At 45.0% G+C, this 16,228-nt stretch carries 23 protein-coding genes; 20 read left to right on the forward strand and 3 right to left on the reverse strand.

All coding sequences use genetic code 11. The features are described from left to right. Positions 1-108: 108 nt before the first annotated feature. Positions 109-1,416 (reverse strand): conjugal transfer protein MobB, encoded by a 1,308-nt coding sequence (gene mobB / locus U2P89_RS08775; protein ID WP_091906513.1) that lies wholly within the window; start codon positions 1,414-1,416, stop codon positions 109-111. Further along, a complete protein-coding gene (gene mobA, locus U2P89_RS08780) occupies positions 1,413-1,850 on the reverse strand; it encodes a conjugal transfer protein MobA (RefSeq protein ID WP_091906573.1) in 438 nt (145 codons plus the stop codon). Before mobA ends, mobB begins: the two co-directional genes overlap by 4 nt. Before the next feature lie 260 nt (positions 1,851-2,110). Between mobA and U2P89_RS08785 the strand changes: the two genes are divergently transcribed. Further along, complete coding sequence (locus U2P89_RS08785; protein WP_322191204.1) at positions 2,111-2,257, forward strand: hypothetical protein; 147 nt, start codon at positions 2,111-2,113, stop codon at positions 2,255-2,257. Here U2P89_RS08785 and U2P89_RS08790 read toward each other — a convergent pair. Then, positions 2,213-2,551, reverse strand: a complete 339-nt coding sequence (locus tag U2P89_RS08790) for a hypothetical protein (RefSeq protein ID WP_139298034.1) — start codon at positions 2,549-2,551, stop codon at positions 2,213-2,215. The genes U2P89_RS08785 and U2P89_RS08790 overlap by 45 nt on opposite strands. Between U2P89_RS08790 and U2P89_RS08795 the strand changes: the two genes are divergently transcribed. The 19 genes from U2P89_RS08795 to U2P89_RS08885 all read left to right on the forward strand — a co-directional run bounded on the left by U2P89_RS08795 (position 2,523) and on the right by U2P89_RS08885 (position 16,001). After that, positions 2,523-3,290, forward strand: coding sequence for a ParA family protein (locus U2P89_RS08795; protein WP_091906571.1), 768 nt, complete (start codon positions 2,523-2,525; stop codon positions 3,288-3,290). The genes U2P89_RS08790 and U2P89_RS08795 overlap by 29 nt on opposite strands. Before the next feature lie 4 nt (positions 3,291-3,294). Further along, positions 3,295-3,717 carry a DUF3408 domain-containing protein gene (locus tag U2P89_RS08800; RefSeq protein WP_091906511.1) on the forward strand — a complete coding sequence of 141 codons (423 nt, stop codon included), beginning with the start codon at positions 3,295-3,297 and terminating at the stop codon, positions 3,715-3,717. Positions 3,718-3,740: 23 nt separating this feature from the next. Continuing rightward, positions 3,741-4,016, forward strand: a complete 276-nt coding sequence (locus U2P89_RS08805; RefSeq protein WP_091906509.1) for a DUF3408 domain-containing protein — start codon at positions 3,741-3,743, stop codon at positions 4,014-4,016. 2 nt (positions 4,017-4,018) lie between these two features. After that, positions 4,019-4,657 (forward strand): conjugal transfer protein TraD, encoded by a 639-nt coding sequence (locus U2P89_RS08810; protein WP_091906507.1) that lies wholly within the window; start codon positions 4,019-4,021, stop codon positions 4,655-4,657. 80 nt (positions 4,658-4,737) lie between these two features. Beyond that, entirely contained in the window at positions 4,738-5,052 is a 315-nt protein-coding gene (locus U2P89_RS08815) for a hypothetical protein (protein WP_091906505.1), read from the forward strand. A gap of 254 nt (positions 5,053-5,306) precedes the next feature. Then, complete coding sequence (locus U2P89_RS08820) at positions 5,307-5,612, forward strand: DUF4134 domain-containing protein (protein WP_091906503.1); 306 nt, start codon at positions 5,307-5,309, stop codon at positions 5,610-5,612. Between the two features lie 15 nt (positions 5,613-5,627). Further along, the gene (locus U2P89_RS08825; RefSeq protein WP_322191205.1) at positions 5,628-6,470 is read left to right on the forward strand and encodes a DNA adenine methylase; all 843 of its coding nucleotides are present in this window, start codon (positions 5,628-5,630) and stop codon (positions 6,468-6,470) included. Further along, positions 6,448-6,780 (forward strand): DUF4133 domain-containing protein, encoded by a 333-nt coding sequence (locus U2P89_RS08830; RefSeq protein ID WP_091906501.1) that lies wholly within the window; start codon positions 6,448-6,450, stop codon positions 6,778-6,780. The genes U2P89_RS08825 and U2P89_RS08830 overlap by 23 nt, the downstream gene beginning before the upstream one ends. Further along, complete coding sequence (locus tag U2P89_RS08835) at positions 6,777-9,284, forward strand: TraG family conjugative transposon ATPase (RefSeq protein ID WP_091906499.1); 2,508 nt, start codon at positions 6,777-6,779, stop codon at positions 9,282-9,284. The genes U2P89_RS08830 and U2P89_RS08835 overlap by 4 nt, the downstream gene beginning before the upstream one ends. Positions 9,285-9,305: 21 nt before the next feature. Continuing rightward, on the forward strand, positions 9,306-9,938 hold the full coding sequence (locus U2P89_RS08840; RefSeq protein WP_091906497.1) for a DUF4141 domain-containing protein: 633 nt from the start codon (positions 9,306-9,308) through the stop codon (positions 9,936-9,938). Positions 9,939-9,941: 3 nt separating this feature from the next. Beyond that, the gene (gene traJ, locus U2P89_RS08845) at positions 9,942-10,937 is read left to right on the forward strand and encodes a conjugative transposon protein TraJ (RefSeq protein ID WP_091906495.1); all 996 of its coding nucleotides are present in this window, start codon (positions 9,942-9,944) and stop codon (positions 10,935-10,937) included. 15 nt (positions 10,938-10,952) lie between these two features. Then, on the forward strand, positions 10,953-11,576 hold the full coding sequence (gene traK, locus U2P89_RS08850; protein WP_091906493.1) for a conjugative transposon protein TraK: 624 nt from the start codon (positions 10,953-10,955) through the stop codon (positions 11,574-11,576). Between the two features lie 11 nt (positions 11,577-11,587). Further along, positions 11,588-12,016 carry a hypothetical protein gene (locus U2P89_RS08855; protein ID WP_091906491.1) on the forward strand — a complete coding sequence of 143 codons (429 nt, stop codon included), beginning with the start codon at positions 11,588-11,590 and terminating at the stop codon, positions 12,014-12,016. A 20-nt stretch (positions 12,017-12,036) separates the two neighbouring features. Next, positions 12,037-12,324, forward strand: a complete 288-nt coding sequence (locus U2P89_RS08860) for a nitrogen regulatory IIA protein (RefSeq protein WP_091906490.1) — start codon at positions 12,037-12,039, stop codon at positions 12,322-12,324. Continuing rightward, positions 12,311-13,636: a conjugative transposon protein TraM gene (gene traM, locus U2P89_RS08865; protein ID WP_091906488.1), complete on the forward strand. Its 1,326-nt coding sequence runs from the start codon at positions 12,311-12,313 to the stop codon at positions 13,634-13,636. Before U2P89_RS08860 ends, traM begins: the two co-directional genes overlap by 14 nt. A gap of 29 nt (positions 13,637-13,665) precedes the next feature. Continuing rightward, on the forward strand, positions 13,666-14,568 hold the full coding sequence (gene traN / locus U2P89_RS08870) for a conjugative transposon protein TraN (protein ID WP_091906568.1): 903 nt from the start codon (positions 13,666-13,668) through the stop codon (positions 14,566-14,568). Positions 14,569-14,585: 17 nt separating this feature from the next. After that, complete coding sequence (locus tag U2P89_RS08875; RefSeq protein ID WP_091906486.1) at positions 14,586-15,143, forward strand: conjugal transfer protein TraO; 558 nt, start codon at positions 14,586-14,588, stop codon at positions 15,141-15,143. Between the two features lie 65 nt (positions 15,144-15,208). After that, positions 15,209-15,601 (forward strand): DUF3872 domain-containing protein, encoded by a 393-nt coding sequence (locus U2P89_RS08880; RefSeq protein ID WP_322191206.1) that lies wholly within the window; start codon positions 15,209-15,211, stop codon positions 15,599-15,601. 121 nt (positions 15,602-15,722) lie between these two features. Next, entirely contained in the window at positions 15,723-16,001 is a 279-nt protein-coding gene (locus tag U2P89_RS08885) for a molybdenum ABC transporter permease (protein WP_091906482.1), read from the forward strand. The last annotated feature ends 227 nt before the right edge of the window (positions 16,002-16,228 follow it).

Here is a 16,228-nt window from a genome sequence, read left to right on the forward strand (position 1 = left end):
AACCATTTATCCAAAGGGGCGGTGAATGGCTTTTGGTGGCTTTGTTTGACATTGGCTTAAAACCACAAAGACCAAGATGCTAATCCTGGTCGTTGATAGTTAACAAAATTATTGTTGTCTTCCCCGCTTTCTGTATTTCTTCTTTTTCTTCATGCGGTTGGCAAATGCCAGTTCCTCGTAGTCTTCGCCCTGTACTTCCGGCAATAAGCCGCCAATACCCTCTATCAATCCGAAATCATCGGCAGGCTGTTCTCTATTTAGGAAATCAAAAAGTGCATGGGTTTCCTCTTTTCCTGCCGTGGTGCTGTTGCCTGCGGTGGGTGGCGTGTTTTGTGCATTTGTCTTTTCAGCTACTTGATGTTGTTCAACTGCCTGTCTATTCCACAAATCATTAAAGATATTTGCCGACAGGTTTTTGCCCAAAGCTGATCCGTTCCAGACGGTACGGCTTTCGTGGTCTATAAAAGTCATGCCATAGATACGCCCCTCATTATTGCGCCGTACCACGGTATTGATGCCCTGTTCCAATAGTTGCTTTTTAAAATCGGCTTCATTGGTGGTGGTATGCATCGCCACGTCAATGGTGTTTTTGAGGACAGTTCTTGCGGGATCGGTTTTCATTTTTTCCTTAACCTGCACAAAATGGTTTTGCAGTCCGTCCAGTCCTGCCTGTTTGCCGAAAAGGGATGCCTTGAACGGATTGCCCGCTTTTTTACCCTGTTCGTTCAAGGCAAAATATACAAGACCGTTTTTAGGTTGTCCGTGTAATTCTCCCTTGACTTCTTCTGCCGTGATATTGAAAAGTGACAGTAAGGCGTTGTATGCCCCGAGGCTTGCGTACCCGTAATATTTCGGCAGGTGTCGCACTACCGATGCGACTTGGCTCTTAACGTCTCCGGTTTTGTAGTCCACGGGACGGAATACCTGTTTGTTTCCTGTTTGCTGTTTTTCTATTGCGGGTATCAGATTATATTCTTGTTCCAATGCCCGGCAAACCTCCATTGATCGCAATTTCTCATACTTGTCGGGTATCTTTTTCCCGTAGCGGTCAACGCAGGTGGATACAATATGTATATGTGTACGGCCGATGTCGGTATGTTTAAAAACGATATAGGGTTGTTCGCCGTAACCCATGTGTTCCATGTACTCCCGTGCCATTTTTATAAACTGCGCATCGCTGACCCTGTCCGCAGGATCAGGGTTGAGCGATATATGGAGGACAGGCTTTTCCGTTCTCTTGTTTGCCATGAAGTAAGGCTCGAAAGAGCGGTATAATTGTGCCACCGTATAACGTCCGTCCGGTGTTTCCATGATCCTTTGGGTGTCTAAAACCTGTCCGTTTTCCTTGTCAACTTTATGTTGATTGTAGGAAAGTGCTCCCATCATGTTTGCCCCACGACCTATTTTCGCTATCATATTTCATCGCTTTTATTCAGGTGTCTGGCTTCAAACTCCTTTGTGAGTTCCATAATTTCACGGCATAAATTTGCCAGTTCAGCCGTTTGTTTTTCCAATTTAAATAGGTAAGCTGATGCTTTCTTTTCTGAAAAATTGCGGTACAATATCTTTACAACCTGGTTATAATTGACCCCGATTGCCCTGAACTGGCCGAAGAAAGTAGTTAACCGTGTGTAATAATCCATGACAGCCATATCCACTTTTACGCTTTTAATCGGTTTTTCAAAGAGCACGGAAGTAACAAACCGTGCTTTGTTATCCGCTCCCGATGCTTCAAAAAGCGAAAGGAATTTGGCATTTTCCTCGTCCGTAAGACGGAATACGTAACGGTGGATGCTTGGGTTTGCTTTAGGCTTGCGTCCACCTTTGTTCTTTCTCTCTTTCCTATCCATCACAAGATCCATTTTAATGTTCAACGAAACCCCGACTTCGGAGGGTGTTTCCCAGCCCCCTGCAAGGGCAAGTGGTTTTTAGGCACGAAACTCGTTTCGAGTGCCTAAAAACACAACTTGCTCTGTTCCGGTGAACAGAAAATCCGCCCTGCGGGTCGGATTGGGTTTTCCCATTCACCCCATGTTTTTAAACTATTACAAAGTAAGGATAGCTTTTCCAAAGCATTGCCATGTTCCGCTCAACCAAACATTTCCAAGAAATGCCCTTGACTGCCACATTAAATAAATGGAGTGGAATATCCCGCTTCTTTGTGGTGGCAGTCATGCAAGCCTGTTTGCTGGCATTCAATCCCGACGGCATTTCAGAAAGAGAGAATGCCGGATTGCAGGAAAGCCAGCACACCTGACGGCGTTCCATAGGGCAGGCAGGAATACCTGACGGCAGGACGGCATGGGAACTGTCCCGTTACCATCCAATCGTGCAGGACAACAGGCAGGCAAGCCATCGGGATTGCTTGCGTGAAAGCCGGAATGCCGGAACGACAGATAGCACGGATGATAGCCGGAATTATATCAGGATTGCCGGACAGCATGCAGGGATGGCGGCAATCCTCCACGTAAGACAGACGGCAGGCAGTACATAGGATGTGAAACTTTAAAAATAGAATGGAAATGGAAACAAAAAACAAAACACGGTTCATTGCTTTTTCAAGCCAAAAGGGTGGCGTGGGAAAAAGCACCTTTACAACAATCATTGCGAGCATACTCCATTACCGGATGGGGTATAATGTGGCGGTCTTCGATTGTGATTACCCGCAGTACAGCCTTTGCCAGATGCGGGAACGGGATTTGAAAACGGTCATGCAAAACGAGGTGTTGAAAAAGTTGGCGCACCGCCAATTCTCCACCATCAACAAAAAAGCCTATCCGGTACTGCAAAGCAGGGCTGACAATACATTAAAGGATGCAGAAGCATATTTGCAATCTTCGGCTGTTCCGGTAGATATGGTTTTCTTCGATTTGCCGGGGACTGTGAATACTCCGGGACTTCTGAATACACTGGCAGGGATACACCATATCTTTTCTCCCATCACGGCAGACCGTGTGGTGATGGAAAGCACATTGAGTTTTACCGATGTATTAACGAACGTCCTCATGAAACAGGGAAAGACCTCCATCGAAACGATACGGCTGTTCTGGAACCAAGTTGATGGCAGGGAGAAATCGCACCTGTATGAAACCTACGGCAATGTCATCAAAGAGGTTGGACTGCAAGCGATGGAAACCCGCATTGCCGACAGCAAACGCTTCCGCAAGGAAAGTGAGGTGACGGCAAAAACCATCTTCCGCTCCACGTTATTGCCTCCCGATACAAGATTGATGAAATCCTGCGGATTGGACTTGTTTATCAGTGAATTTTTAAGAACCGTCAAATTGTGATCCTATGGAGAACGGAAACAGGAAAAAGCAAAATGCCCCGATTGACGAAGCGTACCTAATGTCTATCATGGCAGGTGAAACAACAAAGCCTGAACAGGCGGCAACACCCCAAGAGCCGACAGCAGAGCCTGAAAAGGAAAGGATAATGGATAAACCGGTAACCAAAGAGCGCACCCGACAAAAGAAGGTATTCGGCACAAGCTATGGCGAACGTTTTCTGAATAGCCATACGATGACCCGCCGGGGCGATAAGAGTATATACATACGGCAGGAATACCACGAACGGCTTTCACGTATCGTACAGGTTATCGGTGAGGACAAGATACCCCTGTACGCTTATCTGGATAATATTCTCGAACATCATTTCGAGCAGTTCGAGAAAGCTATTACCGATGATTTTAACGAGAAGTTTAAACCCATTTTTTAAAGTAATTGATTATGATAAACAGAATGAAAATAAAAATAAGATTACAACGGGAACAGGTATTGCAGGTTGAGCAATACAAATCAACATTCTTAAAACCGACCGGATTAGTCGCAAGGCAGGGGAAATCGATATACATAAGCCCCGATTTCCACAAGAGAATATCCCGTATCGTCTTCATACTCGGAGACGGAAAAATCACACTTTCCGATTATCTGCATAATGTGTTGAAACACCACTTTGAGAATTTCAGCGATGAAATAAAGATAATTTCCGTTGACAAGCAAGAACCAATCATATAGTTATGGAAACAGTGATTGTAATATGCCTTATTATCGTCATCATACTTTTACTGAAAGACAAGGTGGTTATCCATAGGGTCGTCCGCAGGGAGGAAAAACAGGAAAACGAAAGACCCGACCTGCCGGATATTATGGGGCGTCCCAAATCCGCAGAGAGAAATGGGGTGCTTATGAGTGCCACTAAAAGCCAAACAGAAGAAAGTCGAAAGATGGCTGATAATTTTGCAACAGAAACCTACGGGGAAAATAATGATTGGAAAAATCCGCAAGATCAGGGAGAGCCGGATGAAGATTCCGGAATTAAATCCGATTTTGAAAATGGGGAAGACGAATGGGATGATGATGGGTTTCAGGACAGGGACAATGAGTTTGCCACAGGGGTTACCTTTGAAGAACTGACTACCGTGGGGGCATTGTTGGAGCAAGAAGTGCTTGAGCCAGCCCTGCAACAAAAAGCGGTGGATATAGTTCAGCGTTTACAAGGAACTGAATTGTTCAGTCTGCTCGAAAACTCAATGGAGGGGGCTTCCCGGAAAATTGCAAAGTTGCTGGATAAGAGCCTCTCCACCGGAACGGATTTCAGTTCTCCCGTTTTGCGGAAAAATGATTTGGAAAATTTCGACATCGGGGAGTTCGTCTGAATGGACGGCTTCCCTTTGTTTTTTTAAAGTATGGAATGTGATATACCATATATTATTAATCACCACAAAACAGAACAGGTATGATAAATTCAAAAAACGATACAGATTATATATTCGAGGAATACAAAGGATATACTATAGTAAGTCATAAAAAAAATGTTGTCGAAAAGGACATAAACAATCTTATTATTGTTTTCCGTTCAGACGAGTTCCCGAACTACGGGTATATTGTAGGACTTGATGACAGCAAACTATCAGGAAACAGAAAATCCTTACCCCACAATATGGACGACGCAAAAGCCTACATTGATTGGGCGGTTAAAATCCGTCAGGAGCAAAGTAAAAATAAGGTGGAAATACCCAAACCACGAAAAAGCAAAGGACGAAGAATGTAAGGGGTTAACCCGAATTGTAAATAATAATTGAAAAGTAGTCCACTAAAATAATTGAAAAATATACCGCCGGTTAAGGAAACGTCAGGCTTCGGAAAGTTTGGCGTTTTTTTATGCCTTTTACTTAACACAATACCATACCCTGCCAAAAAATTCCACTGGCGACAACTATCAAATAATGCTTCGATTTCCATTAGACTTTTGTTCCGAAGCCCGCAACAGGCGGGGAAGTAGTAACAAAATAAATTCAGTTTAACATGGAAAGACTTAGTAAAAAAGCGTTGCTGACCGGCGTTGTGCTCCTGTCGGCATTCGGAGTGTTCGCACAGGGAAGCGGCTCTGCCGGTATCAATGAAGCCACACAGATGGTTACAAGTTACTTTGACCCGGCGACCAAACTGATCTATGCGGTGGGTGCGGTGACAGGTTTGATCGGGGGTGTAAAGGTGTATCAAAAATTCTCATCGGGTGATCCCGATACCAGTAAAGTGGCTGCCAGCTGGTTCGGGGCTTGCATCTTCCTGATCGTAGCGGCAACCATTCTTCGTTCATTTTTCCTGTAAAAAAACGAACAAGTTATGTCGAGAAACGAAAGAATGAAAACGCCATTAACCTACTATGGGGGGAAACAAGGTCTGGTACATATCATACTGCCACTTATTCCAAGGCATCAAACCTATGTTGAACCCTTTGTAGGTGGCGGAGCTATATTTTGGGCAAAGCCACCCTCGAAAGTCGAGGTGGTAAATGACTACAACCGGGAACTTATCAATTTCTATGAGGTCTGCAAGAACAATTTTGTGGAATTGGAAAAGCTGATAAGGATCAGTTTGCATAGCCGTTCACTACACAATGACGCACAAGCTATTTATAACAATCCGCACCTGTTCTCCAACCTTCAAAGAGCCTGGGCAGTTTGGGTGCTGTGCAACCAGTCGTTCAGTTCAAAGATAAATGGTAGTTGGGGATATGATAAAACAGGATCTACAAGTACTTTGAAATTATTCAACAAACGGCAATCATTTACAGAAGAATACGCCATTCGATTGCAGAATGTGCAAATTGAAAATACCGATGCACTACGGATTATCAACTCGCGCGATTACGAACAGGCATTTCATTACTGCGACCCTCCCTATATCAATACAGACTGCGGACATTACGACGGATATTCCCGTGAAGATTTTTTGGCACTTCTCAAATGCCTTTCCGAAGTAAAAGGAAAGTTCCTTTTGAGCAGTTATCCAAGTACTGAACTGGCAGAGTTTACGAAAAAGCACAATTGGTACAATATCAAACTTCATCGGGAGGTAATTGTGGATATCAACAGGGGAAAGCCGAGGAAAAGAAAGATTGAAGTGCTTACCGCAAATTATGAATTAAAAAAGCAATTAGATTATGGGCAATTACAATATCAATAAAGGTATCGGCAGGACGGTCGAGTTCAAAGGATTGAAAGCACAGTACCTTTTCATGTTCGCCGGAGGTTTGCTCGCTGTGCTTATCCTCGTTATGATTATGTATATGGCAGGGGCAAATTCGTTTGTGTGCCTGTTTATCGGGGCAGTCGGCGGATCGCTTGTCGTATGGCAGGCATTTGCAATGAACCGTAAATATGGAGAACACGGATTGATGAAAGCAGGGGCAAAGAAAAAGCACCCGAAATACATCATCTGCCGCAAAGCGGTACACCGCTATTTGAAGTATAACCGTAAACCCACTGCCCTATGAGAAATACAGCAAAAACCACAACGTTGGAAAGCAAGTTCCCATTACTGGCGGTGGAACACAACTGCATCGTTTCAAAGGATGCGGACATCACGGCTTGCTTTCGTGTACACCTGCCGGAATTGTTCACGGTAGCATCTGTGGAGTACGATGCCATCCATTCGGCATGGCACAAGGCTATCAAGACCTTGCCGGACTACTCCATCGTCCACAAACAGGATTGGTACATAAAGGAGAACTATGCGCCGGATATTGCACAGGACGGTTTGAGTTTTCTTGCCAAGTCCTATCAACAGCATTTTAACGAACGTCCTTTTTTAAACCATTACTGTTACCTGTTCCTGACCAGGACGACCAAAGAGCGGATGCGGATGCAAAGTAACTTCAGTTCACTTTGCAAAGGTGTCCTCATCCCAAAAGAGATAAGGGATAAAGAAACCGTCCGCAGGTTCATGGAAGCGGTGGCACAATTTGAGCGTATAGTAAACGATAGTGGTTTTGTCAGACTGGAACGTTTGACCGATGATGACATCATCGGTACACGGGACAAACAGGGATTGCTCGAACAGTACCTCACCCTGTCAAGGGAAACTGGAACACCCATGCAGGATATCGTTTTGGGAAGTGAGGATGTGCGTATCGGTAACAACAGGCTGTGCCTGCACACGCTTTCGGACACGGATGATTTGCCCAATACGGTATCGGCGAGTACGAGGTATGAAAAACTGTCCACGGACAGAAGCGATTGCCTGTTGTCCTTTGCCTCTCCGGTGGGGCTGCTCCTAAGCTGTAACCACATCTACAACCAATATTTGTTTTTGGATAACAGCAATGAGAACCTGCGCAAGTTTGAGAAAACCGCAAGGAATATGCACTCGATGGGAAGATACAGCCGTGCCAACCAGATTAACAAAGAATGGCTCGAAAGGTATCTGAACGAAGCCCACAGTTTCGGGCTTTACTCTATCCGTGCACATTTCAATGTGATGGCATGGTCGGATGACCTGAATGAACTCAAACAGATAAAGAACGATACCGGTAGTGCGTTGGCCTTAATGGAATGCAAGCCACGCCACAACACCACGGATGTTGCCACGTTGTACTGGTCTGCAATGCCAGGGAATGCGGGTGACTTTCCTGCCGAGGAAAGTTTTTATACGTTCATCGAACCTGCATTGTGTTTCTTCACCCAGGAAACCAACTACCAAAGTTCGCCATCGCCGTTCGGTATCAAGATGGCAGACAGGATCACGGGAAAACCCATCCATCTGGATATTTCCGACCTGCCGATGAAAAAAGGTATCATCACGAACCGCAACAAATTTGTTTTGGGGCCATCAGGTTCGGGAAAATCATTTTTCACCAATCACATGGTGAGGCAATATTTTGAACAGGGTGCGCATGTGTTGATCGTGGATACCGGAAACAGCTATCAGGGGTTGTGTGAATTGATTAAAGGCAAGACCAAAGGTGAGGATGGTGTTTACTTTACCTACAGCGAAGATAACCCCATCGCCTTTAACCCCTTTTTCACCGAGGACGGTGTGTTTGATATTGAGAAAAGGGAAAGTATCAAAACGCTCATCCTTACACTTTGGAAACGTGACGACGAACCGCCGAGCCGTTCGGAAGAAGTGGCGTTATCCAACGCCGTGAGCGGTTACATCGAGCGCATCAGGCAAAACGATGGCTACCCGTCTTTCAATGGCTTTTATGAGTATGTGCAGGGCGATTACCGCAATGTATTGGAGGACAAAAAGGTAAGGGAAAAAGATTTTGACCTTGCTAATTTTCTGAATGTACTCGAACCTTATTACAGGGGAGGAGAGTACGACTACCTGCTGAACTCCGATAAGCAACCCGACCTGCTTTCCAAACGCTTCATAGTCTTTGAAATTGATGCGATAAAAGACCATAAAATCCTCTTTCCCGTGGTAACCATCATACTTATGGAGGTATTCATCAACAAGATGCGCAGGCTTAAAGGTGTGCGTAAACTGATACTGATTGAGGAAGCGTGGAAAGCCATCGCAAAAGAGGGTATGGCAGAGTATATCAAATACCTCTTTAAGACTGTCCGTAAATATTTTGGTGAGGCTATCGTGGTAACGCAGGAAGTGGACGACATCATCCAATCACCGATTGTCAAAGAGAGTATCATCAACAACAGCGACTGTAAAATCCTCCTGGATCAACGCAAGTACATGAACAAGTTTGACGACATCCAGACGATGCTCGGACTGACGGAAAAGGAAAAATCCCAGATCCTTTCCATCAATTTAAACAATGACCCAAGCAGGCTTTACAAGGAAGTGTGGATCGGGCTAGGTGGAACGCACTCTGCAGTGTATGCCACGGAGGTGTCGCTCGAAGAATACCTTGCCTACACTACCGAAGAAACCGAAAAGATGGAAGTCATGCAACTGGCATCCGAACTGGACGGCAATGTGGAACAGGCTATCAAGCGCATTGCCCGGGAAAGACGTGAAAACGAAAACAGTTATTAATCATTTAAAAAAACAGGAACAATGAAAAAAGTAATGTTACTGGTGTGTACGGCAATAATGCTTGCCGTTGCACCGTCCGCAAAAGCACAATGGGTTGTTGTTGACCCGTCAAACCTCGCATCGGGCATCCTTAATTCTGCCAATGAAATTGTGCAGACTTCATCCACCGTTTCAAACGTGGTAAAAAATTTCAATGAGGTAAGGAAAGTGTACGAGCAGGGCAAAGAGTATTACGACAAGTTGAAAGCGGTAAACAACCTTGTGAAAGATGCCCGTAAGGTGCAACAGACGGTTTTGCTCGTGGGTGATGTGTCCGAAATGTATGTGCAAAATTTTGGAAAGATGATGAACGACCCCAATTTCAGCTCGCAGGAACTGACGGCAATCGCCTACGGATATTCCTCATTACTGAACGAGAGCACCGAACTGTTGAAAGAGTTGAAACAGATTGTCACCGCATCCTCACTTTCCATGACCGACAAGGAACGTATGGATGTCATCGACAGGGTTTACAAGGAGGTCAAGGACTACCACAGCCTTGTCCGGTACTATACCAACAAGAATATCTCCGTGAGCATTTTGAGGGCTAAAAAGCAGAATGACACCCAACGGGTGCTGGAATTGTACGGTACTCCCGAACAAAAATACTGGTAAGCTATGGAATGGAATAATCTTCATGAAATCCTGCGCTCGCTGTATGATGACATGCTCCCGCTATCCGCTAATATGGCGGCAGTGGCAAAGGGCATCGCCGGACTGGGTGCATTGTTCTACGTGGCATTGAAAGTATGGCAGGCGTTGAGCCGTGCGGAGCAGATAGACATTTTTCCTCTGCTCCGACCGTTCGGCGTGGGGATTTGCATTATGTTCTTCCCGACCATCGTATTGGGAAGTATCAATGCGGTGGCAAGTCCGGTGGTGAAAGGTACAAACGCCATGCTCGAAAATCAGGTGCTCGACCTGAACAAGTTGCAGGGACAAAAAGACCTGCTGGAAAGGGAGGCGATGCTCCGCAACCCTGAAACAGCCTACCTCGTAAGCGACGAGGAATTTGACAAGAGATTGGATGAATTGGGATGGTCGCTACCCGACCTTATGGCGAATGCGGGGATGCGTATGGAACGTGAAATGTACGATTTGAAGAAAGGCATCCGTAACTGGTTTCGTGAATTGCTGGAAATACTATTCCAAGCAGCGGCACTGGTCATAGATACTATACGGACGTTCTTCCTGATCGTGTTGAGTATCCTCGGGCCGATAGCCTTTGCGATAAGTGTATGGGATGGTTTTCAATCCACACTTACGCAATGGCTGACCCGATACATTAGTGTGTACTTGTGGTTGCCTATCGCCGATATATTCAGCGCCATGCTTGCCAAGATACAATCCCTGATACTTGAACGGGATATCGACAAGCTTAACGATCCAACATTTATACCCGACACGTCCAACACGGTGTATATCGTCTTTATGATAATCGGAATACTGGGTTACTTCACCATTCCAACGGTGGCGGGCTGGGTCATCCAGGCCGGAGGTGCAGGAAACTATATGCGCAACGTCAACCAGACTGCATCGAAAACCGGAAACATCGCCGGAGCGGGAGCGGGGGCAGTTGCGGGCAACATCGGTGGCAGGTTAATGAACAAATAAAAAATATTGGTAAAGATGGAATTTAAAACACTAAGGAATATAGAAAACAGCTTTAGGCAAATACGCCTGTACGCCATCGTATTTGCGGTGATCTGTATTTGCGTGGCAGGATATGCCGTTTGGCAATCCTACCGGTTTGCGGAGTTGCAACGGGAAAAGATTTATGTGTTGGATAATGGCAAATCATTGATGTTGGCATTGTCACAGGATGCAAGCATCAACAGACCCGTCGAGGCAAGGGAACACGTCCGGCGTTTCCATGAACTGTTCTTTACGCTCGCACCGGATAAGAATGCTATCGAAAGCAATATGAAAAGGGCTTTCAATCTTGCCGATAAATCGGCTTTTGATTATTACAAAGACCTTTCGGAAAAGGGATATTACAACCGTATCATTGCGGGCAATGTGCAACAGCGTATCGAAGTGGACAGCGTGGTCTGTAACTTCGACACCTATCCCTATTCCGTCAGGACGTATGCCAGGCAATTTATCATCCGGTCGAGCAACGTTACAAGGCGAAACCTTGTGACCTCCTGCTATCTCGTGAACTCCGTCCGCTCGGACAACAACCCGCAGGGTTTCAATATTGAAAGGTTTTCCGTATTGGAAAACAGGGACATGGAAGTTATCAATCGCTAAAAATAAAAATTATGGAAGTAAAATCAGATTTGAACACGTTTGCCAAAATCCTTACGGAGAAAGGATATGATGGCTATTTTCACACGGAGGGTGCATATGCCGGAAAGTTGAAAGAGAGCATAAGCAAATATCTCGAAAACTGTCGGAATGGCTCGGAGGGGACACCCAAGCCGGAACTGTTGTTGACAAGCTACCTGCAATGGTCGGGTGAGGACGACCCGTATGTGGTATGTAATATGTATGTGAGCCACAAGAACGGAAAATTTTCTCTCGAAAAAATGGAAATTTCAAGGAAAGACAATTACGGGCAACTACTGAAAAAATCGGAATTGGCAAACCTGTCCGTGATGACCGTACCCAAAGCAAGGGAGGCAATCGCTATGGTGAATGATGCTCCCAAGCAAAAGACAGTTTGCCCCAACAGGCGTTTCAGGCGCTAAGAACGGGAAACAGTCAAGGTATGAAGAATTTAAGGACATCTGTCAATAATTGGTTTGATAAGCTCAACGGGCAATGGCGGGCGATGCCTGTAAAAAAACAGCACCGCTGTACCCTGCTACTCTTTTCGGTGTATGCCCTATTATCCATTATCGTACTGGTTAATGTGTGCTACGATGTGGCAAAGCCCGGTAACACCATCAGGATAGAGCATATCGAAAATCCGGTCATCAGGCAGGACAAACCCCCGGTTTCCCCGCAGGACAGTATTACAACAACTTTAGAAAATAAAAAATATGGAAGACAATGAAAATAAGAAAGTGACTATTTTGGTAGAAGACAAAAACCAAAATATCGGAACGGATGCACCCCAAGACGGTGCGCCGGACAAATCCGACAAGCTGACAAAACCCATCATTTTTGCACTTATGGGTGTGGTATTTGTCGGCTGTATGTATTTAATCTTCAAACCATCCTCCAATAAGAATAAGGTAGAGGATATCGGTTTGAACGATGTCGTGCCACAGGCTACCGATGCAGGGCTTCAATCCGACAAGCAGAAGGCTTATGAACAGGAAATATTTGAACAAAGAATGGAGGAAAACCGCAATGCGCTTCTGTCGTTATCCGACTACTGGAGTGGGGATAGTAATTCCGATATGGAAGATGAACTGCCGGGTTACGACTACGAAAACAGTAATGCTTTCAGGCGTGCAACACGCCGGAACAACAATCCTGCCGTGGAAAGTTATCGGGATGTACAGGGCACGTTGAACTCGTTCTATGACAACTACGATGATGAAACAGAAGAACTTCGCAGGCAGATTGACGAATTGAAAGAACAGTTGGCTGAAAAGGAAGTACCACCGGCAACAACTTTGGAAGACCAACTGGCTTTGATGGAAAAGTCATACGAAATGGCATCACGTTACCTGCCGTCAAATATGGCACATCCCAATAATGCAGATACGGCTGCTACGGCAAGGAGTGCCTCGGAAAAGGAACACTTCGTTTCATTCACTCCTGAAAGGAAAAATACGGTGTCCGCATTGTACCGTGAACCTGCCGACAGTGCTTTTTTTGCAAATTTGACTGAACCCCGAAACCGTGGCTTTTATACGGCAGGTGTTTCGCAACAGGTCATACAGCCAAAAAACAGCATCAGGGCGGTAGTGCAGGAAACACAGGTTGTAACCGATGAAAGCGGTGTGCGGGTACGATTATTGGAAACGGCACAAACCCCGATCCGTTCCATTCCGGCAGGAACAGTATTAACGGCAAACGCCAAGTTTCAGGGAGGCAGGTTGCAACTAAAGGTAACATCCATTGAATTTGAGGGTAACATTATCCCGGTCGATATAACCGTGTATGATGTGGACGGACAGCAAGGATTATACGTACCCTATTCCCCCGAAATGAATGCGTTAACCGAAATCGCATCCAATATGAGCCAGACCTCCGGAACATCCTTTATGATGACCCGTTCGGCGGGGCAACAAGTAGCCTCTGACCTTTCCCGTGGGGTGGTGCAGGGCGTATCGGGGTACTTCTCCAAAAAAGTAAGGACACCCAAAGTAACCGTCAAAACCGGTCATCAACTTTTTCTCGTTTCAAAAAATTAAATGTCCAACACTAAAAAATCAGAATGAAAATGAAAGCAATATTTAAAAACCTATTGGCAACGCTCTGTTTAATGGCCTTTATTACCGGTGCGGATGCACAACAGGTTGCATCCAATACGACAAAATTGAGCATGGGTAAGGTCGAACCTTACGAAATGGTGGTGACGTATAACAAGACTTCACACCTGATCTTTCCGTCCGCAATACGCTACGTGGACTTGGGTAGTGAATACCTTATCGCGGGTAAAGCCGAAGATGCGGAAAACGTACTTCGTATAAAAGCAAGCGTAAGGGATTTTAAAGAGGAAACCAATTTTTCGGTTATTACGGACGATGGCCGGTTTTATAATTTCAATGTCCGTTACCATCCCCGTCCCTCAACGCTGAATTACGATCTGCTCACCATGCAAAAAGCAACGCACAGGGAAAATGTCAATGACGTGCTGTTTGAGGAATTGGGAGGCAATTCGCCGTCGCTGGCCGGATTGCTCATGGAGACGATTTATAAGGAGAACAAAAGGATTGTAAAGCATATCGGCTCGAAAAGTTATGGCATACAATTCCTGCTGCAAGGCATCTACGTCCATAACGGAAAATTCTATTTCCATACTGAACTGCGCAATAGAAGTAATGTACCGTTTAATATTGACTTTGTGAATTTTAAAGTGGTGGATAAAAAAGTAGCCAAACGTACCGTGGTACAGGAAAAGCCAATGATCCCGTTGCGGATGTACAAACCGCCCGGTGAAATCAAGGGCAATACTACCGATCAAAACGTCTTCCTGCTCGACCAGTTTACCATTACGGACGACAAGGTGCTGGTGATTGAGGTTTTTGAAAAAAACGGTGGCAGGCAGCAGGTATTGCAGGTGGAAAACACCGACCTCGTACACGCCAGGTTGATAAACGATATGCACCTGAAAATTAATTAATTCAAACAGAAAAGAATATGATAAAATACATTTTTACCGTGGTACTTGCCATGCTATGCATTACGGTAGTACATGCACAGCGTATGCTCCCCAAACAAAAGGGTGTGGAAATAAATGCAGGAATGTTATCCAAAGAGATAAACGAAAATTACTACCTGAATTTGACATTGACCGTGAACGGAAAGAGCGGCAATTATTGGATATACGGTGCGGAATATACCCATCAGCTTTCCGCTTACAGGGATGTGCGGATACCGCTCGAAACCTATACGGGTGAGGTGGGCTACAGTCTCCAGCTATTGGGCGATATAAGAAAGAATATCGCACTGAATGCGGGGCTTACAGCCGTGGCTGGTTACGAGACCATTAACCGGAGCGAAACGGTGTTGCCTGACGGCTCGACAATCCTCGATAGTGACAATTTTGTTTACGGTACAGGCGGTCGGCTTTCGTTGGAAACATACCTGTCCGACCGCTTTGTATTGCTCCTGCAAGGCCGTACCAAAGTGCTATGGGGTACGGATTTGAAACAGTTCCGTCCATCGGCAGGGATCGGACTAAGGTTTAACTTTTAACTTGATTTGCTATGACAGTATTAATCAGAAAATATAGGCTAAATTCCCTGGTATTTATTATGCTAATGGCAACGTTGATTTGCTCGGTGGTGCTGACCTCCTGCGAAAAGAATGAACTTGAAATACAGCAAAATTACCCTTTTGAGGTACAGGTGATGCCCGTACCCAAAGAGGTCGCCAATGGGCAAACCGTTGAAATAAGGTTTACCATTGAACAGTCGGACAATTTCCAGGATGCGGAATACTTTATAAGGTATTTCCAGTTTGACGGGCAGGGTACATTGCGGTATTACGACGAACCGCCATACATGCCCAATGACCTGTATCTCTTGCCACAGACGCAGTTCAGGCTGTATTACACCTCGCAATCCACCGTATCACAATCGTTTGATATTTGGATATCGGACAACTTCGGTAACGAAAAGCAATTGAACTTTCAGTTTAACAGCCGTGATTAAAGACGGAAAAATCCTGCCCGTGTGGTGGGATTTTTTCATTTTAACTTATTCATATTTCGTGTTTTCGTGTGATCGGAACATTTTTTTGTATCTTTAAGAGCGGAATATAATACTTGTAGTTATGGATGGAACATTGGTTATAGGCATAATTGCTTTGGTCTTGGGATTGGGGCTGCGTTACTGGATTAACCGTCGGAAGTTTTACAGGCGAAGCCCTACCGGAGCGGAGGGCTTTTCTTCCTATGAAAAGTCGGTGTTTATCCGGATTGTTGAACGTATCGGCAAATTGGTAGCCCTTGCATTGATTATATTCGGTCTGCTATTCCTTTGGAGTTATTCAAGGGAGAAAAAAGCAAGCGAAAAAGTATTGCCTGACACGGAGATACAAAGCCCACAATAATAACAAAACGATATTATGGTACGGTACAGATTTAAGCGGTCTGTACCGTTTTTTTATATCAAGTTCCAACTATGCTTAATAAAATTGAGTGCCAAAATAATGTTGCGTAAGAAAATCCGTTATCTTTGCTATTGAAAAATAATATACTTAAAGTGTTTTTGCTTTAAGTCTCGGTACTGAAAACTGGTAATTTTTAAGACAACGGGACGATAAGTAAGAATACTCGC

It is taken from the genome of Proteiniphilum sp. (assembly GCF_034331125.1).
Taxonomy (GTDB): domain Bacteria; phylum Bacteroidota; class Bacteroidia; order Bacteroidales; family Dysgonomonadaceae; genus Proteiniphilum; species Proteiniphilum saccharofermentans.

Bases quoted from the DNA above. Each gene is read 5' to 3' on its own strand.
- mobB (WP_091906513.1), bottom strand. From the start codon at position 1,416: ATGATAGCGAAAATAGGTCGTGGGGCAAACATGATGGGAGCACTTTCC.
- mobA (WP_091906573.1), bottom strand. From the start codon at position 1,850: ATGGATAGGAAAGAGAGAAAGAACAAAGGTGGACGCAAGCCTAAAGCA.
- U2P89_RS08785 (WP_322191204.1), top strand. From the start codon at position 2,111: ATGCCCTTGACTGCCACATTAAATAAATGGAGTGGAATATCCCGCTTC.
- U2P89_RS08795 (WP_091906571.1), top strand. From the start codon at position 2,523: ATGGAAACAAAAAACAAAACACGGTTCATTGCTTTTTCAAGCCAAAAG.
- U2P89_RS08790 (WP_139298034.1), bottom strand. From the start codon at position 2,551: ATGAACCGTGTTTTGTTTTTTGTTTCCATTTCCATTCTATTTTTAAAG.
- U2P89_RS08800 (WP_091906511.1), top strand. From the start codon at position 3,295: ATGGAGAACGGAAACAGGAAAAAGCAAAATGCCCCGATTGACGAAGCG.
- U2P89_RS08805 (WP_091906509.1), top strand. From the start codon at position 3,741: ATGAAAATAAAAATAAGATTACAACGGGAACAGGTATTGCAGGTTGAG.
- U2P89_RS08810 (WP_091906507.1), top strand. From the start codon at position 4,019: ATGGAAACAGTGATTGTAATATGCCTTATTATCGTCATCATACTTTTA.
- U2P89_RS08815 (WP_091906505.1), top strand. From the start codon at position 4,738: ATGATAAATTCAAAAAACGATACAGATTATATATTCGAGGAATACAAA.
- U2P89_RS08820 (WP_091906503.1), top strand. From the start codon at position 5,307: ATGGAAAGACTTAGTAAAAAAGCGTTGCTGACCGGCGTTGTGCTCCTG.
- U2P89_RS08825 (WP_322191205.1), top strand. From the start codon at position 5,628: ATGTCGAGAAACGAAAGAATGAAAACGCCATTAACCTACTATGGGGGG.
- U2P89_RS08830 (WP_091906501.1), top strand. From the start codon at position 6,448: ATGGGCAATTACAATATCAATAAAGGTATCGGCAGGACGGTCGAGTTC.
- U2P89_RS08835 (WP_091906499.1), top strand. From the start codon at position 6,777: ATGAGAAATACAGCAAAAACCACAACGTTGGAAAGCAAGTTCCCATTA.
- U2P89_RS08840 (WP_091906497.1), top strand. From the start codon at position 9,306: ATGAAAAAAGTAATGTTACTGGTGTGTACGGCAATAATGCTTGCCGTT.
- traJ (WP_091906495.1), top strand. From the start codon at position 9,942: ATGGAATGGAATAATCTTCATGAAATCCTGCGCTCGCTGTATGATGAC.
- traK (WP_091906493.1), top strand. From the start codon at position 10,953: ATGGAATTTAAAACACTAAGGAATATAGAAAACAGCTTTAGGCAAATA.
- U2P89_RS08855 (WP_091906491.1), top strand. From the start codon at position 11,588: ATGGAAGTAAAATCAGATTTGAACACGTTTGCCAAAATCCTTACGGAG.
- U2P89_RS08860 (WP_091906490.1), top strand. From the start codon at position 12,037: ATGAAGAATTTAAGGACATCTGTCAATAATTGGTTTGATAAGCTCAAC.
- traM (WP_091906488.1), top strand. From the start codon at position 12,311: ATGGAAGACAATGAAAATAAGAAAGTGACTATTTTGGTAGAAGACAAA.
- traN (WP_091906568.1), top strand. From the start codon at position 13,666: ATGAAAGCAATATTTAAAAACCTATTGGCAACGCTCTGTTTAATGGCC.
- U2P89_RS08875 (WP_091906486.1), top strand. From the start codon at position 14,586: ATGATAAAATACATTTTTACCGTGGTACTTGCCATGCTATGCATTACG.
- U2P89_RS08880 (WP_322191206.1), top strand. From the start codon at position 15,209: ATGGCAACGTTGATTTGCTCGGTGGTGCTGACCTCCTGCGAAAAGAAT.
- U2P89_RS08885 (WP_091906482.1), top strand. From the start codon at position 15,723: ATGGATGGAACATTGGTTATAGGCATAATTGCTTTGGTCTTGGGATTG.